General features: G+C 28.8%; 20 protein-coding genes. 14 read left to right on the top strand and 6 right to left on the bottom strand.

Annotated features, from left to right (window positions below; genetic code table 11):
• Positions 1–31 precede the first annotated feature (31 nt).
• From KQI42_RS08730 to KQI42_RS08775, 11 genes are all read left to right on the top strand, one after another.
• Entirely contained in the window at positions 32–547 is a 516-nt protein-coding gene (locus KQI42_RS08730) for a S4 domain-containing protein (protein ID WP_216518887.1), read from the top strand.
• 131 nt (positions 548–678) lie between these two features.
• A complete protein-coding gene (locus KQI42_RS21325) occupies positions 679–801 on the top strand; it encodes a response regulator (protein ID WP_281420380.1) in 123 nt (40 codons plus the stop codon).
• Between the two features lie 89 nt (positions 802–890).
• Positions 891–1,775, top strand: a complete 885-nt coding sequence (locus KQI42_RS08735) for a MerR family transcriptional regulator (protein WP_216518890.1) — start codon at positions 891–893, stop codon at positions 1,773–1,775.
• Between the two features lie 123 nt (positions 1,776–1,898).
• Positions 1,899–3,206, top strand: coding sequence for an MATE family efflux transporter (locus tag KQI42_RS08740; RefSeq protein WP_216518892.1), 1,308 nt, complete (start codon positions 1,899–1,901; stop codon positions 3,204–3,206).
• Between the two features lie 321 nt (positions 3,207–3,527).
• Positions 3,528–4,994, top strand: a complete 1,467-nt coding sequence (locus KQI42_RS08745) for a 4-hydroxyphenylacetate 3-hydroxylase family protein (RefSeq protein ID WP_216518894.1) — start codon at positions 3,528–3,530, stop codon at positions 4,992–4,994.
• A 226-nt stretch (positions 4,995–5,220) separates the two neighbouring features.
• Entirely contained in the window at positions 5,221–6,597 is a 1,377-nt protein-coding gene (locus KQI42_RS08750) for a sigma-54 interaction domain-containing protein (protein ID WP_216518896.1), read from the top strand.
• Positions 6,598–6,888: 291 nt separating this feature from the next.
• A complete protein-coding gene (locus KQI42_RS08755; RefSeq protein ID WP_216518897.1) occupies positions 6,889–8,253 on the top strand; it encodes an aldehyde dehydrogenase family protein in 1,365 nt (454 codons plus the stop codon).
• A 27-nt stretch (positions 8,254–8,280) separates the two neighbouring features.
• Positions 8,281–9,396 (top strand): 4-hydroxybutyrate dehydrogenase, encoded by a 1,116-nt coding sequence (locus KQI42_RS08760; RefSeq protein WP_216518899.1) that lies wholly within the window; start codon positions 8,281–8,283, stop codon positions 9,394–9,396.
• Between the two features lie 71 nt (positions 9,397–9,467).
• Positions 9,468–10,769, top strand: coding sequence for an acetyl-CoA hydrolase/transferase family protein (locus tag KQI42_RS08765; protein ID WP_216518901.1), 1,302 nt, complete (start codon positions 9,468–9,470; stop codon positions 10,767–10,769).
• A gap of 172 nt (positions 10,770–10,941) precedes the next feature.
• The gene (locus tag KQI42_RS08770) at positions 10,942–11,736 is read left to right on the top strand and encodes a helix-turn-helix domain-containing protein (RefSeq protein ID WP_216518903.1); all 795 of its coding nucleotides are present in this window, start codon (positions 10,942–10,944) and stop codon (positions 11,734–11,736) included.
• A gap of 42 nt (positions 11,737–11,778) precedes the next feature.
• A complete protein-coding gene (locus KQI42_RS08775; protein ID WP_216518905.1) occupies positions 11,779–12,474 on the top strand; it encodes a transglutaminase-like domain-containing protein in 696 nt (231 codons plus the stop codon).
• Between the two features lie 108 nt (positions 12,475–12,582).
• On the opposite strand, the gene KQI42_RS08780 is transcribed toward KQI42_RS08775, so the two are convergent.
• Entirely contained in the window at positions 12,583–15,504 is a 2,922-nt protein-coding gene (locus KQI42_RS08780; protein ID WP_216518907.1) for an insulinase family protein, read from the bottom strand.
• Positions 15,505–15,714: 210 nt separating this feature from the next.
• The gene (locus tag KQI42_RS08785) at positions 15,715–17,973 is read right to left on the bottom strand and encodes a M56 family metallopeptidase (RefSeq protein WP_216518909.1); all 2,259 of its coding nucleotides are present in this window, start codon (positions 17,971–17,973) and stop codon (positions 15,715–15,717) included.
• Positions 17,974–18,243: 270 nt separating this feature from the next.
• Here KQI42_RS08785 and KQI42_RS08790 point away from each other — a divergent pair, with 270 nt between their 5' ends.
• Positions 18,244–18,453: a hypothetical protein gene (locus KQI42_RS08790; protein ID WP_216518911.1), complete on the top strand. Its 210-nt coding sequence runs from the start codon at positions 18,244–18,246 to the stop codon at positions 18,451–18,453.
• Between the two features lie 20 nt (positions 18,454–18,473).
• Here the strand turns inward: KQI42_RS08790 and KQI42_RS08795 are convergent, their stop codons facing one another.
• Positions 18,474–20,690, bottom strand: coding sequence for a M56 family metallopeptidase (locus KQI42_RS08795; RefSeq protein ID WP_216518913.1), 2,217 nt, complete (start codon positions 20,688–20,690; stop codon positions 18,474–18,476).
• A gap of 5 nt (positions 20,691–20,695) precedes the next feature.
• Complete coding sequence (locus tag KQI42_RS08800; protein WP_216518915.1) at positions 20,696–21,109, bottom strand: BlaI/MecI/CopY family transcriptional regulator; 414 nt, start codon at positions 21,107–21,109, stop codon at positions 20,696–20,698.
• A gap of 291 nt (positions 21,110–21,400) precedes the next feature.
• On the opposite strand from KQI42_RS08800, the gene KQI42_RS08805 reads away from it, so the two are divergent.
• Complete coding sequence (locus KQI42_RS08805) at positions 21,401–22,372, top strand: L-lactate dehydrogenase (protein ID WP_216518917.1); 972 nt, start codon at positions 21,401–21,403, stop codon at positions 22,370–22,372.
• A gap of 42 nt (positions 22,373–22,414) precedes the next feature.
• On the opposite strand, the gene KQI42_RS08810 is transcribed toward KQI42_RS08805, so the two are convergent.
• Together KQI42_RS08810 and KQI42_RS08815 are read right to left on the bottom strand one after the other, a co-directional pair.
• Positions 22,415–23,116 (bottom strand): FadR/GntR family transcriptional regulator, encoded by a 702-nt coding sequence (locus KQI42_RS08810; protein ID WP_216518919.1) that lies wholly within the window; start codon positions 23,114–23,116, stop codon positions 22,415–22,417.
• Positions 23,117–23,269: 153 nt separating this feature from the next.
• The gene (locus tag KQI42_RS08815) at positions 23,270–24,460 is read right to left on the bottom strand and encodes a coenzyme F420-0:L-glutamate ligase (RefSeq protein WP_216518920.1); all 1,191 of its coding nucleotides are present in this window, start codon (positions 24,458–24,460) and stop codon (positions 23,270–23,272) included.
• Between the two features lie 120 nt (positions 24,461–24,580).
• Between KQI42_RS08815 and KQI42_RS08820 the strand changes: the two genes are divergently transcribed.
• Positions 24,581–25,465, top strand: a complete 885-nt coding sequence (locus KQI42_RS08820; protein WP_216518922.1) for a LysR family transcriptional regulator — start codon at positions 24,581–24,583, stop codon at positions 25,463–25,465.
• The last annotated feature ends 20 nt before the right edge of the window (positions 25,466–25,485 follow it).

Below are 25,485 nucleotides of genomic sequence, written 5' to 3' on the forward strand. Positions count from 1 at the left end.
CGTAAAGTTAAAATTCTAGGAGGTAAGGAATATGGAGAAAAAAATAAATTTAATTTGGGATATATATAATGGTGAAATAGACATAGAAAAAAGATATTGCCACAATTGTGGAAAAAAAGTAGAGTTTAAGGATTCTTTAAAAAGAAGGCAAAATGCTAATGGTAAAAATATATTTCGTTTTGCAATATATAAATGTCCAAAAGGTCATACATGGAATAAAAAAATAGATACTTTTAAAACAGTATCAGGATTAGAGAATGTTCAAGAGAAATTTAATATAGAGGAAAGTAATTATGAGGAGATTAGAGTAATAAAATTTAAAGAAGAGAGCATTAGTGAGATAAATATCTTCCTTAATGTACTGCAACAAAAGATAAGAACAGATAAATTTTTATCATCTAAGATTAAAGATATTAGCAGATCAGATATTGTAAGATTAATCGAGATAGGAGCTATTAAAGTAAATGGAGAAAAAATTAAGGCAAAGTTGAACTTAAAAGAAAAGGATGTTGTGACACTAATAATAAGCAAGTTTAATAATAATTAAAAAGATGCAGAGAAATACTTATAATAAATGTAATGCATTGAAAATATGAAGTACCTTGTCTTTAAAGACAAGGTACTTTATACTAATTTATATAAAATCAAAAAATATAGGAATAAAGTGAGATTTAGAGTATGAATCATAACATAAAGATATTAGTAGAAGACGATTCAGACATAAATAGTTTATTGTGTAAAATACTAAATAAACAGAGATACAATGTAAGGGAAGCTTATTTCCCAGATGGAGATGATTAAAGTATAGAGAGTGAGGTGAAGAAAGTACCGCCAACTTACGGTATAGCATTGTAAGAATGCTATTATGTACATTAACTTATGTTAGATGTATGAGTAAAATTTATAAAGGATATATAAATATATTTTCTATAAGTTTTACAGAGTTGATCATAATGAGCAAATATTTTTCTATTGGCGAGGTTGCAAGCTTATATAATCTATCGGTTCAAACTCTAAGACACTATGATAAATTAGGGCTTTTAAAGCCTAGTTTAGTTAAGGATAGCGGATATAGATATTATTCTTTAGAACAATTTTATAAATTAGACCTTATAAGGTTTTATAAGAAGTTAGGATTATCTCTTTTAGAAATAAAGGAACTCATATCAAATAAGGTTACTATAAATGATGTAGTTGAACTATTGGAAGCTCAGGAAGACGAAATTGATAATCAGATTAAAATGTTACAAAAACAAAAAAAATCAATTAAAAATAAAAATAAATATATAAAATCAATGATTTCTAAACCTTTAGGAACAGTATTTTTAAATAAAAAGGCTAAAAAGAGAATTATAAAGGTAAAACTAGAAGATGAGTCTTTAGAAGATGCTGAAGTAAGCTTTAGAAAAGCTTTAAATGAATTCCCTAAATTAAATGATCCTCTAACCCTTGAATTAGCATATGAAATAAATTATGAAGAATTTGAAGAAAAAGAGATAGTGAAATATAATAGCTACTTTATTGTAATAGAAGATAAGATAGATGATGATAGAATTAAAGTTTCTGAAATAGAAGAAGGTTTATATGCTTCCATTATTTATCTTGATTACTATATCAATAATAAAAAATATATAAATCATCTTTTAGATTTTATTGAGACTGAAAACTTAAGTATTGAAAGTCCTTTATATGAGAGTTGTATAGGTTCAGAATTATACAATGATAGGGAAAAAAGCTTTATGGAGATTTTTATAAAGGTTAATAAGAATAATTAACTAGAGACAAAATTAGAGACAAAATTAATGTTATAAATTGTATATATAAAATTTTAATTTCCTCTTGACTCTATAGTCGTTGTAGAGTGTATAATTCTTCTTTATAAGGAGGAGAGGATTTTAATGAAGAAGTTCTTTAATTACGTAATTCCCGCTATAATTGGAATGTTAGTTACATCATTTTATGTTATTGTAGATGGAATGTTTGTAGGTCAAGGTGTTGGAAGTAATGCATTAGCGGCAATTAATATAGCATTTCCACCAACATTAATAGCAACAGCATTGACTCTTATAATATCTGTCGGAGGTTCTACTTTAGTTTCTATGAGTTTAGGGTCTGGCGAAACTGAGGAGGCTGTCAATAAGTTTAATCAATCATTTCTACTTTTAATCATATCTGCTATAGTATTATTTTTAGTAGGAACATTTTTATCAAAACCTTTAGCTTATGCTTTAGGCTCTCCAGATTCATTAATAGGGGATGTACATGATTATATAAGATTTTATTTTTTATTTTCTGTACCTTTAGTTCTTAGTAATGGATTAAATTATTTTTTAAGAAATGATGGAGCTCCAAAACTTGCCATGTATGCAATGATTGCTGGAGCATTAACCAATATATTTTTAGATTATGTATTTATATTTATATTTCAATGGGGAGTTGCAGGAGCTGCAATAGCAACAGGATTAGGCCAACTTATAAGTGCTATAATTCCCATTATTTACTTTTTAAGAGGAAAGGGGATTCTTAGATTTAAAAAGTGCAAAATATCTTTTAAGGCACTTAAAGATATAACTGAAATAGGATTTCCATCTTTCTTAACGCAATCTGCTATAGCCGTTGTAACAATGGCTTTTAATATGGTAATTTTAAAAGAGATTGGAGAAAGTGGAGTAGCAGTATATAGTATAATTAGTTATGCTATTACCGTCTTGAACATGGTTCTTGGAGGTATTGCTCAAGGGGTACAGCCTTTATTAAGCTTTTATTATGGTGCTAAAGAGGAAGAAAAGATTAAATACTATTATTTATTGTCCCTAAAGAGTGGACTTATCTCTGCAGTTGTTAACTTTGGTATTTGTTTCTTTTTTGGAAAGGGAATAATATCACTTTTTACTTCTGACAAAGAGTTAATATCAATAACATATAATGCATTTAATCTTTTTAACTTAGGATCATTTTTTGCAGCTATAAATATAATAAATTCATCCTATCTTCAATCTATAAAAATGAGTAAAGCTTCAAATTTAATATGTTTGTTAAGAGGATTTATCACTATACAAGTTTCCTTATTAATATTACCTAAGCTCTTAGGAGATAGTGGTATATGGCTTAGCAATTTTAGTGGGGAATTATTAGTGTTTTTAATAGCCAAATTATTTTTAATGAAGGATCAAAGTTTAAGTTTTAGAGAAGAAGCTGTATTATGATTTAGCTTAAAAGCTGGTACCTAAAACTTGAAATATTAAAGAAAATAGAATATATCTAGTTTATATTGGAGCAATAAAAGATTACCTCGTTCTCACTATAAATGAAAAATACTGGAAAAATCCAGTATTTTTTTATTTATATACTAAATACACGAAGAATTATAAAATCACCGTCTTATATATTTTCTCCCTATAAATTTTATAAAAAAATATAAAATACTAAGCTTATGTTAAAAACTTGGCAAGGTTATTGCTTAATAAATAAGCAGAAGTATTTATTAATCAAAAAATAAAATTAATTATAGAAAGGGAGAGATGGAAATGGCATTAAAGACAAAGGAGCAATACATTGAAAGCTTAAGAAAGCTTAATTTAAAGGTGTATATGTTTGGCGAATTAATTGAAAATCCTGTAGATCACCCTATGATAAGACCTTCTCTAAATTCTGTAGCAATGACTTATGAATTGGCTAAACAACCTGAGCATGAAGAATTAATGACTTCTACATCAAACTTAAACGGAGAACAAATAAATAGATTTACTCATATTCATCAAAGCACTGATGACTTAAGAAAAAAGGTTAAAATGCAAAGGTTAATGGGACAAAAAACAGCAGCATGTTTCCAAAGATGTGTAGGATTAGATGCGGCGAATGCTGTATATAGTACTACTTATGAAATAGACAAAGCCTATGGAACCAATTATCATGAAAATTTCAAAAAATATTGGGATTATATACAAAAGGAGGATCTAGTAGTTGATGGAGCAATGACAGATCCTAAAGGAGATAGAGGATTATCTCCAAGTCAACAAGCAGATCCAGATTTATATCTTAGAGTAGTAGAAAGAAGACCTGATGGAATCGTAGTAAGAGGAGCAAAAGCACATCAAACAGGTATGGTAAATTCTCATGAAGTTATAGTTATGCCTACAATATCCATGAGACCTGAAGATAAAGATTGGGCTGTTTCTTTTGCAGTACCAACAGATACAGATGGGATATTTATGATATACGGAAGACAATCTTGTGATACTAGGAAATTAGAAGAAGGAGCAGACATTGATTTAGGAAATAAGAACTTTGGAGGACATGAAACATTAGTAATATTTGATGATGTATTTGTTCCTAATGACAGAATATTTTTAAATGGAGAAACTGATTTCGCAGGAATGTTAGTAGAAAGATTTGCTGGATATCATAGACAAAGTTATGGTGGATGTAAAGTAGGTGTTGGTGACGTTCTTATAGGTGCAGCTGCTCTTGCTGCAGATTATAATGGTGCAGGAAAGGCCTCTCATGTTAAAGATAAACTTATTGAAATGACACATCTTAATGAAACATTATATTGCTGTGGAATGGCTTGTTCATCAGAAGGATGTCCTACTGCTTCAGGAAACTATCAAATAGACTTATTGTTAGCAAACGTATGTAAGCAAAATGTAACAAGATATCCTTATGAAATAGCAAGACTTGCTGAAGACTTAGCAGGTGGTTTAATGGTTACAATGCCATCAGAAAAAGATCTTAAAGATCCAAAGATTGGTCCATATATAGAAAAATACTTAAAGGGTGTAGACGGAGTTTCTACAGAAAATAGAATGAGGGTACTAAGATTAATTGAAAATATTACCCTAGGAACTGCAGCAGTAGGATATCGTACAGAATCAATGCATGGTGCAGGATCACCACAAGCCCAACGAATAATGATATCAAGACAAGGTAATATATCAGCTAAAAAAGAACTGGCAAAAGAAATAGCTGGAATCAAAGAAGAACAAAATAAATAATATATAAAAAGATGAATTCCCTTAAAAATATAGAAAGGGAATTCGTCTTTTTTGTAGAATATAAAATAGATAAAATACACGGATAGTTAGTTTTATAAAAGAACATTTCAAAAGTACTTAAGATTTGAAATCAATTTTAAAAGTTTCTCATGTATGTTATAATTTTAACATATTATTATGTAATGGAGTGTGAAAGTGGACTTACACTATAAGGGGGGATATTTCCTTGGTTCCTAATAAAAACATATATGATAAGATTAACGATATAATTGATTCTTCCTTTGACGGCATATATATTACTGATGGAGAGGCAAACACACTAATAGTCAACAAAGCTTATGAAAGAATAACTGGAATAAATAAGGAAGAATTGTTAGGAAGAAATATGAATGACTTGGTAAGAGAAGGTTATATATCTCAATCTGCTACATTACTAGTTTTGAATAATAAAAAAGTTAACACTATAGAGCAAAATTTTAAAACAGGAAAAAAGGCATTAGTAACGGCTACACCCGTTTTTGATGAAGATGGGAATATTACTATGGTAGTAACCAACGTAAGAGACATTACAGAACTATATGAGTTAAAGAAAAGACTTAATGAAAATGAACATTTAACGAAAAAATACTGTATAGAGTTAGAAAAGATGAGAATAGAGCTTTTAAAAAACACGAATATCATAGCTAAGGATAAAAAAATGTTAAGTGTGGTGCAAATGGCAAAACGGGTCGCACCTTTAGATACTACTGTTTTACTTGTTGGAGAGACGGGTGTAGGAAAAGATGAAATTGCAAAGTGTATATATAGAAGCAGCAATAGAAATAATAAACAATTTATAAAAATAAACTGTGGTGCCATACCAAAACCTCTTATAGAAGCAGAACTTTTTGGTTATGAAAAAGGAGCTTTCACTGGTGCTAGTAAGGATGGTAAAATAGGTCTATTTGAAGTAGCCGATGAGGGTACTCTTTTTTTAGATGAAATAGGTGAACTGCCTCTTGACATGCAAGTAAAGCTTCTTAGAGTACTTCAAGACAATGAATTTAAAAGAGTCGGTGGAGTAAAATCTATTAAAGTAGATGTAAGAATACTGGCTGCGACAAATAGAAATCTCGAAGAAATGGTTGAACAAAAGACTTTTAGAGAGGACTTGTATTATCGGCTTAATATTGTACCTATAACCATACCACCATTAAGGGATAGAAAAGACGATATAATACCCCTTATAAATTACTTTCTAAGAAAATTGAACGATAAGTATAAATTTAATAAATCTTTAAGCAGTGAGGCGTTGGATTGTCTTTATAATTATGAATGGAAAGGAAACGTAAGAGAGTTAAAGAATATAGTTGAAAGAATAATGGTAATGACTAGTGGTGATGTCATAACTAAAGAAGATCTTCCAAAAGAGATTTTAATTTGGAATGAGGAGCAAAACATAAACATCGAGAATGAAGTAATTCCTTTGAAAAAAGCTTTAGATAAAGTAGAGAAATACATGCTAAAAATGGCTTTTGATAAATATGGGAATGTAAGAGATGCTGCCAAGGCTCTTGAAATAGATCCTTCAACCTTTGTTAGAAAGAGAAAAAAGCATATATAGGAGAAGAAAACTTCTGCTGCATAAATACAACAAGTTGTATTTATGCAACAGATTGTTAAAAAATACCCAATCCCTTAGATAGACTAAATTTAAGCTTTAAATTTGCATTTTAAAACATAATTTATGTTGCAAAAATGCAATTATATAAATAAACATCAATAAAGATTGGAAATAAAGTTATTATTTTAACAAAGAATGAATGTTTACATTCATTGCTACCTTGTCATTGGTATGTTTCTTGCATTTATTAAAATATAAGTAGTGAAATATAAGGGGAAAGAAGGTTTGAATGTGGATAATAAAAGGTTTATTGAAGAAATGGTAGATAAAGCTAGAAAAGCACAAAGAGTATTTGAAACTTTTTCTCAGGAACAAATTGATGCAATAGTAAAAGCCATAGGCAAGGTAGTATATGACAATGCGGATATGCTGGCAAAAGAAGCAGTAGAAGAAACAAGAATGGGAGTATATGAAGATAAAGTAGCAAAGAACAAAGGAAAGGCAAAAAATATATGGAATCATTTAAAGAATAAAAAATCTGTTGGAATAATTGAGGAAGACAAAGACAAAGGTCTTATATGTATAGCTAAACCTATAGGAGTAGTATGTGCTGTTACACCTACAACCAATCCTGTGGTAACTCCTATGTGTAATGCTATGTTTGCATTAAAGGGAGGAAATGCAATAATCGTAGCTCCCCATCCAAGGGCTAAGAAATGTAGTAAACATACAGTAGATTTGATGAATGAAGAAATTAAAAAACTGAATGGACCTGATAACCTTATTCAAATAATTGAAGAACCAACTATAGAGCTTACAACGGAATTAATGAAAACCTGTGATGTGGTACTAGCAACAGGAGGTATGGCAATGGTAAAATCAGCCTACTCTAGTGGAAAGCCGTCTTTTGGAGTAGGAGCTGGAAACGTTCAAGTTATAATTGATAGAGATGTAGATTTCGTAGATACTACACAAAAAATAATAGCGGGAAGAATTTTTGATAACGGAATAATATGTTCAGGAGAACAATCTATAATAGTACCTGAAGACAAATATAATGAAGTGATAAAAGCTATGGAAGTTAACGGTGCATATTATATAGAAGATGAAGAAACAGTTGATAAATTTAGAAAAGTAATGTTTCCAGAAGGTCAGATAAATGGAGAAATCGTTGGACAATCAGTACAATTCATTGCTAACTTGGCTGGAGTAGAAGTTCCTAAGGAAACAAAAGTATTATTGTTTAAACCAAAGGGTGTAGGCAATTTAGATTATTTATGTAAAGAAAAGATGTGTCCTGCAATAATTGTATTAAAATATAATACTTTTGAAGAAGCAGTTAATATTGCTCAAACAAACCTTAATCTAGAGGGAAAAGGTCATACAGCAGTAGTTCATTCAAATAATATGGAACATATAAAGTATGCTGGTGAAAATATTACGGTTTCAAGGGTAGTCGTAAATGCTCCATCAGCAACGACAGCAGGAGGATCTCTATTAAATGGTTTTACACCTACAACTACTTTAGGCTGTGGTACATGGGGAAATAATAGTATTTCAGAAAACCTTGACTATAAACATTTAATAAACGTTTCAAGAATAGGTCTTGTAAGAACAAATGTAAAAGTACCTACAGATGAAGAAATTTGGGAATAATTAAATTCTAATAAAGGAGTGGTATGAATGAGACAATTAATTGTAAAGCCTCAAATATATAGATTTGATACTTGTGCTGAATTTAATCAATTCTTTTCTATAAATGACAAGGACTTAATATTGACTAATGAGTTTATCTATAAACCATTTATGGGTTCTTTAAACCTTCCAGCTCATGTTATATATCAAGAAAAGTATGGCTTGGGAGAACCTTCAGATGAAATGATTGATAAGATTTTTGAAGACATAAAAGGTATAGAATATAACAGAGTAATTGCTATAGGTGGGGGTTCTGTAATAGATATAGCAAAACTCTTTGTAATAAAGGATGCGACAAATACCTTAGATTTATTTGAAAAGAAAATTCCTCTAATAAAGGAAAAAGAGCTCATAATAGTACCTACTACTTGCGGAACTGGTAGTGAAGTAACCAATATATCTATAGCCGAAATAAAAGCAAAAGGTACAAAGATGGGATTGGCAATAGATGAATTATATGCTGATTATGCAGTTATGATACCAGAAATGGTTAAAAGTTTACCTTATAAATTTTTTGTAACAAGTTCAATAGATGCCCTTGTACATGCTACTGAATCTTTAGTTTCTCCTAAGTCAAATTGTTATACGGAACTTTTCAGTATAAAAGCTATAGAAATAATACTTAAAGGATATCTTGAAATATTAGAAAAAGGAAGCGACTATAGATTTGAGATAATAGATGATTTTTTAATTGCTAGCAATTATGCAGGTGTAGCATTTGCAAATACTGGTGTAGGTGCTGTGCACGCCCTTTCTTATCCTCTAGGGGGTACATATCATGTTCCTCACGGAGAAGCAAATTATCAATTCTTTGTTGAAGTTTTTAAAACATATAATAGACTTGATCCTAATGGAAAGATAAAAGAAGTGAATGAGATGTTAGCAGATATACTTTCTGTTTCTGTTGACAAAGTATACGATTCTTTAGAGAATGTTCTAAGTCAATTATTAGCTAAAAGAAATTTAAAAGATTATGGTATGAAAGAAGCTGAAATAGATTTATTTACAGACAGTGTAATAGCAACTCAACAAAGACTTTTAGTTAATAATTATGTACCTCTTTCAAGAGAAGAAATAAGAGAGATATATGAAAGATTATATTAATAAATCTAAAGTTAACAGATTTATTATATGTCCCAGGATATTGTAAAAAGTATTGGAAAGGGGTTGAATAAATGGATTGGAAAGATGAATATAAACATAAGATTGTATCTAAAGAAGAAGCTGTTAAACATATTAAACCAGGAAATAGAGTTGTAATAGGCCATGCGGTAGGAGAACCTACTTTACTTATAGATGCTATGGTAGCTAATAAAGAGCAATATGAGAATGTTGAAATTGTTCATATGGTTCCTATGGGGAAAGGTGAATATACGAAGCCGGAGATGACAAAACACTTTCGCCATAATGCAATTTTTGTAGGAGGAACTACAAGAGAAGCAATTAATGAAGGAAGAGGGGATTATACGCCATGTTTCTTCTATGAAGTACCCAAACTTTTTAGGGAAGGTTATTTACCAGTAGATGTAGCTTTGGTTACAGTAAGTTATCCAGATGAAAAGGGATATTGCAGCTTTGGTACATCTGTAGATTATACAAAACCAGCAGCAGAATGTGCTAAAACTGTAATTGCACAAATAAATCCTAATATGCCTAGAACTATGGGAGATTCTTTTATACATTTATCGGATATAGACTATATAGTTGAAGCTTCCGCAGATATACCTGAGCTAAAACCTCCTAAAATTACGGATGTAGAAAGATCAATAGGAGAATACTGTGCTTCCTTGATTGAAGATGGTTCTACCCTTCAATTAGGTATTGGAGCAATTCCTGATGCAGTACTATTATTTTTAAAAGATAAGAAGGATTTGGGAATTCATTCAGAGATGATTTCTGATGGAGTAGTTGAACTTTATGAGGCAGGGGTTATTACGAATAAGATGAAGACTTTGCATAAGGATAAAATGGTAGTAACATTTATTATGGGGACAAAGCGTCTTTATGATTTTGTAAATAACAACCCTAATATAGAAATGCATCCTGTAGATTATGTTAATGATCCAATTGTAATTATGAAGAATTATAAGATGGTTTCCATTAATTCTTGTATACAAGTAGATTTAATGGGGCAAGTAGTTTCAGACACTGTAGGTAAGAAACAATTTAGTGGTGTAGGAGGTCAAGTAGATTTTGTCAGAGGTGTAAATATGTCTGATAATGGTAAATCTATAATTGCAATGCCTTCCACTGCGGCTAAGGGTACAGTGTCTAGAATAGTATCTATTATTGATGAAGGTGCAGCAGTTACAACATCAAGAAATGATGTGCAATATATAGTTACTGAATATGGTATTGCCAATCTTAAAGGAAAAACTTTAAGAGAAAGGGGAAGAGCCTTAATAAATATAGCTCATCCAGATTTTAGAGAATATCTTATAAGAGAATGGGAAGAGAAGTATAAAGATAAGTTTTAATTACCATTTTATAAATGATAAGATTAAAATAACAGGATATTATCCTGTTATTTTAGCTTTTGGTACACGCTTGCTTTTTTAAAAATCATTATAAAGGTTGTATTATGATATAATTAAACTACTGTATTTAAAGTAGATTATATTATAGAAATAGAAGGGGGTATAGGCTTTAATGTTTAATACTGATTTAAACCAACTGTATAAAAATAAGTTAATTATATTTGATGCTAAAGATCATATTACATTTCTTACAGATAAAGTAGATACCCATTATCATAGACACAACTATATTCAAATTACCATTGGAGTTGAAAAAAACTTTCATATTACTATAGAAAAGGATTCCATTTATACAAAAGGAATTATTTTAGATTCAAATACAGATCATAAGCTACATGGTTATAATGAATGGCAGCTATATTTATTAATTAACCCTGAATCCATTTTTGGAGAAACAATAAAAAAGAATTTGTTGAAAGAAAATAAAGTTTATATGATAAAAGAAGAAAAGATAAATAGTATCATGGAATTAAATATTCAATTAATAGCAGAAATAACTAATTCCTTAGAATATAATAAATTTATAAAAAAGTTAAAAGAAACTTTAGGAATATCAAATTATAATGTAGAACATACAATAGATAATCGAATACAAGAGGTCTTAAATTATATTGAAGACCATCCTTTGGATATGCTGTCTGTTAAAGAATTAAGTAATATAGTCTTTTTATCAGAAAGTAGACTATCCCATTTATTTAAAGAGGAAATTGGAATATCTTTAACCAGCTATATACTACATGAAAAATTGGAAAAAGCTTTTTATTTAATATTTAATGGATCAAATATTACAAATGCCTCTATAGAAGCTGGATTCAGCAGTTCTTCTCATTTTACTCAAACTGTTCGAGATAAACTGGGAATGCCTCCGAGGATCATTACAAAAAATAGCAGATATCTGAAAGTATAACTACTTTTTTCACCTTATAATAGGGTAAAAAGAGGTGATTGTATGAAGGCATATTTAAAAGAAACCAAATTATTAGATTTTACTGCACCATCTATTCAAGATTTAATCATTAGTAGGGGATGGAATCAGCTAGAGGAAAAAGAAAAGATTGGAGCAGTTTATGATTTTGTGCGAAATGAGATTAAATTTGGATATAATGAAAAAGATGATATAACTGCTTCTGAAGTTTTAAGAGATGGATATGGACAATGTAATACAAAAAGCATTTTGTTAATGGCATTACTAAGGGCAGTAGGTATTCCTTGTAGGATTCATGGATTTTTTATCGATAAGAAAATGCAAAAAGGTGCTTTAACAGGATTTATATATTTATTTGCTCCTAAAAAAATTGTTCATGCTTGGACTGAAGTGTATTTTAATAATCGATGGATAACTTTAGAAGGTGTAATTATTGATGATAAGTACCTTAATCAGGTAAAAGATAGACTTTGTAATTTTAATAAAGGCTATATAGGATATGGTGTTTCTGTAGAGGATAAAAATAAGATAAATACTTGTTGGCAAGGTCAAAATACGTATATTCAAAGCTTTTCTATTACAGATGATCTAGGAATCTTTAATAGTCCAGATGATTTTTTTAGTCAGTATAATAATACCAGCAATAAAATAAAAAAATTCTTATTTAATGTTTTACGGAAGAAAGTTAACAAGAAGTTAAATTTAATTAGAAATGGATAAATTATTTATAAACTAAGGTTGACATATAGAAGGAAAAAACATCTTTATTATATGAATACAAAAATAAGGACTTATTTTTTAGTCCTTATTTTCGTATTATATATCATACTATTTTTTTAATGGAACAAGTTTATTAAATATATATTCGTTTTCTTTTATTTTGTTTTCATTACCCAATACACAGCAGTAATTTTCTTTCATTATATCGTCTAAAAGTTGTGAAAGAGATACGATGTCACTAAGTTTTGTACTTAAAACCTCGTTTCTTTCATTTTGTATGTCATTTTGACTAATATGACAAATATAGTTTCTTACTGCTATTTGGCTTTCCATATGAGGAGTTGTAGCATAATCTAATTTACTTATAGTTCCTATAATATATTTTGTTAAATCATCTGTATCTAAATTTAGATTTTTAACATAATCAGCTATACTATCATAAACGTCAATGGTTTCTTTAAGGTTAGGATCACGATATGATAAAGCTGTTACATTGCCAGACCTTTCAAAACTTATGCCACAACCGTAAGCACCACCTCTTGCTCTGATTCGATTATGAAGATAATCTGCACTCAATATAGTGGATAAAACAAGCATATTACCATGATATTTATAACCAAGCGTATTGAAGTTATATCCTTTAGATACATATTGAACATTAGCAGAAGAAAGGATACCTTCATTCAATTTCGTTTCAACAAAGTTATAGTATTTAGGCTCAAGTTTCTCTGTGTTAAGTTTTGAAGTAACAAAGTGTAGATTCTCTCTAGTAATATGGAAATCATCTTTAGCTCCTGTGAAACTTATAATTAGATTATTAATGTTAAATATCATATCATAAACTTTTCTAAGATTAGATAAGATTTCTTCACTATTGTTTTCAAAGTTATTATTAATATCACAAATAAACCAATAGAAATCTAAGCCTTTAAGAATCTCTTTATATCTTTCTCCTGGAGAAAAATAAGAAGCCGTTCGTTTTGAAGATACAAGATGACCCATATCAAATATAGACATTTCTAGTCTTGATTTAGTTCGTTGAATTAATTCTTTAATTCGTTTTTCATCCTCTATTTTTGAAGCTGTAATTAATTCTGTAACAAGGTTTATAAAAGAAATTGTTTTATCGCCTATAGTTTTTCCTTTAATAATTAGTTTAGGATAATATATCTTATCATTGCCATTTTCAATATATACTTCTGTAGCTAAATCAATACCCCCAGTGTTTACGTATATTTCATTTGAAAGCTGGGAATAAGACATTGTTTCTGTATCAACTTTTCCTATAATTTCTGTAAGAAGATTGACATAAGGAATTAACTCTTCATCAACCATACTTATATCAAATAAGAAATCTACATAAGCGATTTTACTTGTAAAAATATCATGATAAAGTATAGTAACCTCTTTATCTTTAATTATTTCTTGAGGAATGACTTTAGCCTTAGGTTCTACGTCGGATATTAGAAGCTTAGGAATAGTAGCTTTAGCTTCTGGCGTATCAGGAGATAACTGCATTTCTTTAAGTTTGGTATTTTTTTGGATTAATGTTTCAATCTCTTCATCAGTAAGAGAATTTTTATAGTCAGATAATTTTTTTTCTAATATCTTTCTTTTTTCATCTCCCAAGCCTTTTTTACCCTTCATTATAACTAGGGAACTATGATTATTATTGATAATATGTTCTTCAATAAATTTTTCGAAATAATTTGTGTCTATTTTTGATCTTAGATTTCTTATAGTTTCTTCATATTGAATATGTGTTGTAGGATGACTATCATATAACCAACTATCTAAGCAAGTCTTATTATACATAATACCTTTAGTTGGATACTTAGAGGCTTCCCGTAGGTCATATTCGGCTATATTAATACAAGCTTCAATAAGTTTTTTATCAATACCTTCTTTAGTCAGTTTCTTAAGAGTTGAAAAAACCACTTCTTTAAATTGTTCCTTTTTATCTAAAGATGTATTTTTAGCAACAATACCAAAACTAGGCTGTATCCCACCACTAGTTATAGCAAGTATATCTTCTCCGATTCCAGCATCTATTAATGATTTTTTAAGAGGTGCTGCAGAGGATTCGATCAATAACTGATTGATTATACTCTTCATTAAATAAATTTCTGGATCAGTAGATTCTCCTAGCACAAAGTTTAAGCTTAAATAAGTAGAGTTCTCATCATTCTCATCTTTTGAAATCGGATAATAAGTTTCTACTTCTTTCATCTTTTCAAAAGGTTTTTGAATTTCAACATGAGAATCTATATTGATTTTATCAAAATTTGATAGATAGTTTTTATTTATGAAATCAAGTTGTTTTTCAATATTTCCATTTCCATAAAGATATATGTAACTATTTACAGGATGATAGAAATTTCTATGAAATTCTAAAAATGCATCGTAAGTAAGTTCAGGAATTACATCTGGATCCCCTCCTGAAGAATATTGATAGCAAGTATCAGGATAAAGGGATTTTGTGATTTCTTGGTATAGAAGTCTTTCAGGCGATGAATAGGCTCCCTTCATTTCATTATAAACAACACCTTTATACGTAATATCATCATTTTTATCGTATAATTCATAGTGCCATCCTTCTTGCATAAGGATCTCAGGAATATCGTATATTTTTGGATAAAAAACAGCATCTAAATAAACATCCATTAAATTAAAAAAGTCTTTTTCATTTCTACTAGCTATAGGATATATGGTTTTATCAGGAAAAGTCATAGCATTGAGAAAAGTTTTTAAAGAACCTTTAGCCATGTCCATAAAAGGTTCTTTAGTTAAGTATTTCCTAGAGCCAGATAAAACAGAGTGTTCAATAATATGAGGTACTCCTGTACTATCGGATGGTGGTGTCCTAAATCCTATGGAAAAAACTTTATTATCATCGGCATTTTCTAGATGTAATAATCTTGCACCACTTTTTTCATGAATGAATACTCTTGCTATTGATTGTATCTCTTTTATCTCGTATTCTTCTAATAGATTAAATCCATGATAAATTTTATTAACTTCTAGTTTCATCTTTTCCTCCTTCTAACAAATATTTGAATAATTTGGAATCTTATTATAAGTTTAACATATCATTTTTTTATGAAAAATTCAATGTTAGAAATCTTTCTTTTGCTTGATAGATAATTTTTAAATTTAGAATATTATTATAAAAAGTGTATACTTCCTTGAGAAACATGGTTACAAGGAAATATACACTTTTAAATTTAGTTTAATATGGGTTTATAATTTTGTAGGAAACATCATTAATGCTTTTACTATTTCCTCTTTATTCTTTATATCCGAAGTAAATTCAGCTTCATAAACAACACCATTTTCCATCCATGTATAACTTGTATATTTTACTTTTCCAATATAAGTATCAAGTTCATCTTTATATGTTAAAACTTTTATATTGTTTATCATAAGTTCATCTACTTCAATTTTTTTCATTTCTTTAGTGCTACGATCTTTTGTTTCAAAATATCCTTTTTCTGCTAATATATCGTAGAAGAATCTATTTTTTGTTTGAGAAAAATCTATTTTTCCTGTAAAAGGCTCAGCGTCCTTTAGAGAAAACCTTGTTTCCATACATATGCTTTGCTCTGAATGGTTTGACCCTTCTGAATAGGCAAAGTCTGATACCATAGAATAAGTAGGATAAAATCCTTCAGGTAAGGATAAAGGAAACTTTGGTTTAAAATCCAATATTTTTTCTGATTCTTTTAAATCTTTATTATCATATATATACAATGAGTTTTTAAAAGCTTTAGATACATACTTCACATTTTTCGTATCATCAGGATATTTAATTGAAGATATAATTTTTTGTATATTATCTTTAGAAATTTCATTTACATAGGAAGATGAGTCAAAAAGAACACCTGAATCATAATATTGAATGCTATACCAAATATCATTATCTTTCCATACAAAGTATTTATCGGTAGTAGATATGGTATGAAGATTCTTTATACTGCTATTGTTATTTTTCCAATCAATTGCTATACTATTACCTTTTATATTACCAATATGCATAGGTTCTTCCTTTATTGTACTGTTGCTCTTTATACGATAAATATTAGCAGAAGATTCTTTATCTTTGGTTATCTCCTTCATTTCTTGTATAATATCTTTTTTAGAAACTATAAAATTAAAGTGATGTTCTTTGTATTGGATGTTTGTCCAAAAGTCTATACGCAATGTATCATCTTTATCAAGATCTATATCATATAGTTCATATCCTGATGGAATAAAGTCTGGTACTTTAAATTTAAAATCTACAAAATCTTTTGCTCTATCTAGGTTGTTAAAGCTTTTAGAAGGATTATCTAATGTAAATTCCTTGTCTTCATTTTCTATAATACTTTGAGGGGATACTTTTTCTGTATTGATTTTACCTTCAAGTCCTTTAGCATTTGTTAAAGTTGTAGTTCCTAATACTACAAGAAGCGCAACGGCTACAATAGATGCTCTATATGAGCCTTTCTTAAACATCTTTATCATTGTAATTCTCCTTTCAATTTGGTTTTTATTCTCATAAAAATGTGTAAACAGTGTTTTCTTAGAATATTTATCTAAAATAATTTGAGAAAGCTTTATAATAGTCATTCCATAAGGAATAGATTCGTTTTCTCCAAGGATTTCTAATACATAATTATCACATGCCAATTCCCTATCAGTTTTCATTTTTTTCATTGCAATCCATACTATAGGATTAAACCAGTGAATAATTATGGCTGTTATTCCAAGTAAATTATAAAATAAATCCCTCCTTTTATAGTGAGCTAGTTCATGTAAGCATATATGTAGTAGTTGATTATCGTCAATTGTATCTAAAATATTTTGAGGAAGATAAATCTTAGGATTTAAGAGCCCATATATAAAAGGAGTTTTAAAAGTATTTCCATAATAAATTGGAATGTTTCTATCTATATTTAAATTTTCTTTACATATATTTAAGGCATTTATGGCTCTAGGGAGATTAGACTTTTTAAAAAAAACTGCTTTTTTCTTAAATCTTAACAAAATCAATAAAATACAGGTGCATGTAGATAAAAATCCTATTAGCCATATATATGAACATACTTTTATAATTTGTTGAAGCATATTACTTTCTTTGCCAGAAGATAATGGTTGATTTTTATGCTTTGAAGGATTTTCTTTAAAGTATATGTTCTGATTTACCTTATTTTGTTTCGTATCATCTAACTCACTAGTATTATCATCTGTTTGTTCTTCATTTAAATATATTGGTTCTAAAGGATTAGATATAGTTAAACTTTTATGGTTGTTAATAAAAAGATTGAATAGACTAAGATTACTTTCTGGAACAAAAGGCAATAGAAGTCGTATCAATACTAGAAACCATAAAGCATGGTGAAGCCTAGGGCTAAGTTTGTTGTTAAAAAGCTTTTTAATAAAAAGAACAAGTAATGTAATAACAGATGCTGTTAATGAAGAATATAAAACCCATAAAAAAGTCTTCTCTAATATGGTCATATCAACTACTTCCTTTTCTTAGGATTTTTAGATTCATTACTTATAGATTGTTTTTTCTGTTTTAAAATTTCTTCAAGATGTTCTATTTCTTTTTCATACATTTTAAGAATATTAGCCATATAAATTTCCTCCTAGCATTTATCGTTTACAGATGTAAACATTAAATATAGTTTACATCTGTAAATGATATTTGTCAATACTTTTTTAAAGTTATATCTTCTTATATTTAAGGTATTTCTTATAAGAAATTTATTTGAAGACATGGTTTAAATGAGTAAAGAAAAGAAATGTGTTAAAATATCAATTATAGGAGCAGAATCCGTAGTTCTAACTACTGATTATGTATTAATTATGAATGGATTAACTACAGATTTAGTATCAGAAGTAGAGCTATATAACAATGTTGGAACTTTTATTATTATTATAGAGCAGACGTTGTATACATTTGGTAAATGCATACAACATCTCTCATTATACTAGCTTCATTTTATGAAAAAGAATCAATCAGCTTTAATAAGTGCCCTTACTATTTCTTGTTTGTTATCCATTTTTCCAATAAATTTAGCTGTATATACAATATCTTCTTGTTTCCATATATAATATTGGTGTAACTCATCAATGTCATCCTCTAAATTAAATTCTGTTTCATACTTAAAGACTTTAATATTATCTATTATCAGTGAATCTACTTTAATATTAACTGTCTTGTTTGTATCAGGATGCTTTATTTCAACATACCTTTTTTGTTCTAAGTTGTTATAATAGAATGTATTTTTTGTTTGTTCGAATTCTATTGCAGGTATAATATTATCCTGATCTTTTAAATTAAACGTGGTAGTTATCTGAGTACTAGATTTATCTTGTCCTTTATACATAGAAACAGATGTATGTGATGAAACAGGAACAAAGTTTCCAGGTAAAGATAATGGAAATTTAGGAACAAACCCTATAATTTTTTCTGCTTTTTTTAAATCCTTTTCGTCATATATGTCTATATGTTCGCTAACAGAATTCTCTGATATATAACTAATATTTTGTATGTCTTTAGGGTATTTTAGTGATGTTATAATTTTACCTAAATCATCTTCTATATGACTATAATTTAAGTAGGATTTTCCTTTTGAATTCTTAGATTCAAAGCAGTATCTAATACCATACCATACATCTTCATCTTTCCATATAAAATATTTATTTATAAATTCAGTACTATCTATATCATCTGTCCACATTTTACTAATTACATGAGAGACATTTACATTAGAAATAGTCATTGGATTTATATCTATATTGTGATTAATATTTTTATTATCCTTTTTCGCATCTTTTTTTGCTTTGAAATTTTCTATAATATTTTCTTGAGAAATTAAAAGAATAAAACTACTTTTCTTGTTTTCATTCCTAAAACTTATATTCACTATATCATCCTTATCAAGAATTACACGATCAAAATTATAACCAACAGGGATAAAATCTGGTACTTTAAATTCGAAATCTATAAAATCTTTTGCTCTATCCAAGCTATTAAAAAATTTATTGGTAGGACCGTCTAATACAAACTTCTTATCTTTTTTTTCTATAAGACCTTGAGGGTCTACCTTGTTTGTATTGATTTTAACTTCAGAACCTTTAGCATTTGTTAAAGTTGTAGTTCCTAATATTACAAGAAGTATAACGGCTACAATAGATACTCTATATGAGCCTTTCTTAAACATTTTTATCATTGTAATTCTCCTTTCGATTTGATTTTTATTCTCATAAAAATGTGTAAAAAGTATTTTTTTAGAACTTTTATTTGAAACAATCTGAGAAAGCTTTATAATAGTCATTCCATAAGAAATAGATTCATTTTCTCCAAGGATTTCTAATACATAACTATCACATGCCAATTCCCTATCAGCTTTCATTTTTTTCATTGCAATCCATACTACAGGATTAAACCAATGAATCGTTATAGTTGCTATTCCAAGTAAATTATAAAATAAATCTTTCCTTTTATAGTGAGCTAGTTCATGTAAGCATATATGTAATAGCTGATTATCATCAATTGTATCTAAAATATCTTTAGGAAGATAGATTTTAGGATTTAAAAGCCCATATATGAAAGGAGTTTTAAAAGTATTTCCACAATAAACTGGGATATTTTTATTTACGTCTAGTCTCTCCTTACATATATTTAAGGTACTTATAGCTGCAGGATGATTAATATTTTTGAAAAAACCTGCCTTTTTCTTAAATCCTAAGAAAGTCAATAGAATAAAGATACATGCAGATAAAAAGCCTAGTAACCATATATATGAATATATCCTTATAATTTTTTGAAGTACATTGTCTTCTTTATCGGAAGATAATGACTGATTTTTATATTTTAAAGGATTTTCTTTGGAGTATATGCTCTGATTTACCTTATTTTGATTCATATCATCTAATTCACTGTTATTTTCATCTGTTTGTCCTTGATCTAAATATATTGGTTCTAAAGGGCTAGATATAGTTAAACTTTTATGATTATTAATAGAAAGATTGAATAGACTAAGGTTACTTTCTGGAACAAAAGGCAGTAGAAGTCTTATTAATACTAGAAACCATAAAGCATGGTGAAGTCTAGGGCTAAGTTTGTTGTTAAAAAGCTTCTTAATAAAAAGAATGAGCAATGTAATAACAGATGCTGTTAATGAGGAATATAAAACCCATAAAAAAGTCTTCTCTAATATGGCCATATTAACTACTTCCTTTTCTTAGGATTTTCAGATTCATTATTTATAGATTGTTTTTTCTGTTTTAAAATTTCTTCAAGATGTTCTATTTCTTTTTCAGATAAATTCTCTTCTTCTAGAAATTTTGAAAAAAACATGTCTACAGCCCCATCATAAACTCTTTCAAGAAAAGACGTATTTTCTTTTTTTACATATTCATCATAAGAAATTAGAGGATAATAGAGATAGCTTTTTTTTGATTTTTCAAAATCTATGACTTGTTTATTAAGAAGCCTGTTTATAAAAGTCTTTATGGTTTGACTAGACCAGTCTGTTCTATCTGATAGAGAGTCTATTATTTCGTTAGAGGATAAAGGGCTGGACTTCCACAAAAGTTTCATAATCTCTAGCTCAGATTCAGATATTTTAGGGATATTATTCATATAAATCTCCTCCTAGTGATAAATTGTTTACAAGCGTAAACGTTAAATATAGTTTACATTTGTAAATGATATTTGTCAATACTTCTTCAAAATTATATTTTGCCACATTTAAGTTATTTCTTATAGGAAGTTTTAGTTGATAATAAAATAATCATACTAGACATTAATAAAATATTTTGATATTATAAAAGAAACTGGTACGACCAGTATACCAATGAACCAAAATATTATAATAATAGTCACCTAATTTTTATTTTTAAAATTTATTATTATTTTGAAAGGATGGTTTAAATGAGTAAAGGAAAGAAATGTGCTAAAATATCAATTATAGGAGCAGGAGCGGTAGGCTCAACTACTGCTTATGCATTAATTATGGCAGGGTTAGCTACGGACTTAGTAATAGTAGATGTTAATAAGCTTAAAACTGAAGGAGAAGTATTAGACTTAAGCCATGGAGCTGGATTTATAAAACCTGTTAATATAAAAGCAGGAGATTATAAAGATACTAAAGATTCGGATATTGTTGTGATAACTGCAGGAGCTGCGCAAAAACCTGGCGAAACAAGAATAGATCTTGTAAATAAAAATATAAAAATATTTGAATCAATAATTCCACAGGTAGTTAAATATAGCCCAAATTCTATTCTATTAGTAGTTTCTAATCCAGTTGATATATTAAGCTATGTAGCTTATGAGTTATCAGGATTTCCTAAAGAAAGAGTTATTGGATCTGGAACTGTTTTAGATACATCAAGACTTAAATATGAAATAAGTAAAAGATTAGGTGTAGATGCAAGAGATGTACAAACTTATATAATGGGGGAACATGGGGATACAGAGTTTGTTTCTTGGAGTTTAACTAATATACAAGGTATAAAAATAGATCAATATGCTAAAGAAATAAATTGTAGATATGACGATGTGGTTAGAACTGAAATTCATGAAAACGTTAAGAATGCTGCTTATGAAGTTATAAATAGAAAAGGTGCAACTTTTTATGCTATAGGTTTAGCAGTAAAACGTATTGTTGAAGCTATATTAGGAGATGAAAAATGTATATTACCAGTATCTACTTTACTCAATGATTATTATGGTATAAATGATATTTATTTAGGAGTTCCAGCTATTGTGGGAAGAAATGGCGTTGAAAAAGCATTGAAGGTATCTTTAAGTGATGATGAAGTTCAAAAATTAAAGATATCTGCTAATACGTTAGAAGATGTTTTAAATAAATCATTTTTACAAGAAAAAATGATAGTATAACCTAATATTAAAAAGTCGTCTTTACTTGATAAAGACGACTTTTTATGATATAGATTTTTTCATTTCATTATTAACAAAATCAAGATGATTTGACATTGCATTTTCTGCAGTTTCAGTATCATGATTTTTCAAGGCTTCGTAGATTGAATTATGTTGTTTTTTAATTACATCTTTATGTTGTTCTTTGACCATTATATTCTTCCTTATATCTTTTATAGAAGCTTCAATAAGAGAAGAAACGGCATTTAATATGCTTTGTAGAAGAAAATTTTTGCTAGCTTGTGCTATTTTATAGTGAAGAAGTACATCTAGTTTTGCTAACTCGTCTTCAGAGTCTGAGTTTTCTGCTGCATCTAAAACTTTTTTAATTTCTTCTAATTCCTCATCGGTTATTCGCTGTGCGGCTAATGTAACAGCTCCTTTTTCTATAACCTTCCTAAGTTCTAGTATTTCCTCAGCATTACTTTCTTTGATTAGGAATATTGTAGAAAAAGGTTCAAATAATATATCTTCAAAATTACTTTTTATAAAATTTCCTTCTCCCTGCCTAGATTCTATAAGACCCATTATTTCTAATTCTTTTAGAGCTTCTCTTACAGAAGTTCTACTTACTTGTAATCTCTCTGCCATTTGTCTTTCAGAAGGCAATTTATCACCTTTATTAAGAGTTCCCTTAGAAAGCATTTCTTTTATCTGTTCTATAACTTTTTCGGAAACTGTTGTATTCTTAATGGGAGTAAACATAGAATTTTCTTCCTTTCTCAATTAAAAATAAGTAAATAACTTATTTTTAATACCTAAAATCTAATTATAATTTTAACCAAAATACAATTAGATTTCAAGACAAATGACTTTCTAAATAAAGATTCTTACTTAAAGAGAAATATGAATTAGTTATTATTTCGTATAATTATCAAAATAATTTTGGATGTATATAATAGGAGTCCCTTTATCTCCACTTCCTGAAGTTAAGTCACAGAGAGAGCCTATAAGGTCGGTAAGCTTTCTAGGAGTAGTACCTTGTGCCTCCATATTGCCTACAAGGTCTGACTCTTTATTTTTAATATATTCGGATACAGCTTTTTTAAGTTCTTCACCTTTTAAATGGGCAAAATTGTTATCTGCAAGATACTTTAATTTAATTTCATTAGGTGTACCCTCAAGCCCTTTTGTATAAGCTGGTGACACAATTGGGTCAGCAAGTTCCCAGATCTTTCCTACAGGATCTTTAAATGCACCGTCTCCATAGATCATAACTTCAACGGTCTTACCAGTCTTTTCTTTAATAAGGGTTTGGATATTATCAACAATAGGTTGGCAGTCTCTTGGGAAAAGTTTTATACTGTCTTCTGTTGCCTTATTTGAACCTAGAAGACCATAAGTTTCGTTATATCCACTGCCATCGATGGGTTTTGATAATATATCATCAAGGCTGTAAATTTTTTCTCCCCCATTTGACTTTAAAATTTTCTTAGTTCTAAATCTTGTATGAATATCACAAGTAAGAACATTTTTTGTATAATTAAGAATCGTTTTTGGATTGTTAGAAAAGATGATTTCACATTCAACACCATATTCTTGAATTAAAGATTTATAATACTCAATATAGTCAACACCAGTAAAAGTATGCTTGTTATATCCAAAATGATCACGAAACTCCTTTTCTGTTAAAACATCTGTCCAGGGATTTACACCTTTTTCATCAAGCATATCTATGTCTACTAAATGATTACCTACTTCATCAGAAGGATAGCTAAGCATTAATACGATTTTCTTAGCTCCTTTTGCAATACCACGAAGACAAATAGCAAAACGATTACGACTTAGAATAGGAAATATTACTCCGATAGTTTTCTTACCGAACTTCGAGCTTACATCTTTTGCAATGGCATCAATAGTTGCATAGTTTCCTTGGGCACGAGCAACTACAGATTCAGTTACAGCAACAACGTCTTTTTCATTAATAGAAAAGCCTTCTATTTCTGAAGCTTTCAATACACTGTTTACAACTATTTCTCTGATATTGTCTCCTTGACTAATTATTGGGGCACGAAGGCCTCTAACAACAGTTCCTACTATTCTTTCCATTGAGATCTCCCCTTAATTATTTTATTTTGGATTCAATATTTACCTTACTCTTGTAATATATACTACTTTATGGTATAAGTAAAATAAATAGATATAATATTAGATATAAGGAGTGCTTATGTGGCCGTTAAACTAGATTTATATAAAATTTTTTGTGAAGTAGCTAAATGCCAAAATTTTTCTAAAGCTGCAGAATCTCTATATATGACACAGCCAGCTGTTAGCCAAGCTATGATGCAGCTTGAAAATGAATTAGAGATACGTCTTTTTACACGAACTCCTAGAGGAGTAATTCTTACAAATGAAGGAGAGCTCTTATTTGAATATATAAATTCAGCCATTAACTTAATTAACATAGGTGAAAAAAAGCTTATGGAGTCTAAAAATTTAATGGCTGGAGAATTAAAGATAGGTGTTGGAGATACTATTTCACGTTATTTTTTATTGCCTTATTTAGAAAGGTTTCATAATAAATATCCAAATATTAAATTAAAAATTGTAAATCGTACCACCTTAGAACTTTGTACTATATTAAAATCAGGAGAAGTTGATATTGCAATTTGTAATCTACCCATTAAAGATTCTTCTTTAGAAATAAGAACATGTATGGATATTCATGATATTTTTGTTTGTGGAGAAAAGTATAAAGATAGAATTTCTGCTCCATTAAGTTTTAAAGAGCTAGCAGAATTTCCACTAATACTACTTGAACCTAAGTCAAACTCAAGGCAATATGTAGAAAAATATATTTTATCAAAAGGAGTAAAAATTGAACCAGAGATTGAGCTTGGATCTCATGATTTACTCTTGGAATTTGCTAAGATTAATCTAGGCATATCCTGTGTTATTAAAGAATTTTCACAAGAATATTTGAAAAATAATTTGTTGTATGAGGTAGAAATAGTAGACGAAATACCAAAAAGAAGTATAGGTGTTTGTTTTCTAAAGAGTGTATCTTTATCACCTGCTTCAATAAAGTTTATCGAAGATTTAGAAAGTAAATAACTCTTGACATTTCGAGTTTA

Source organism: Tissierella simiarum (assembly GCF_018917865.1).
Lineage (GTDB): Bacteria > Bacillota > Clostridia > Tissierellales > Tissierellaceae > Tissierella_C > Tissierella_C simiarum.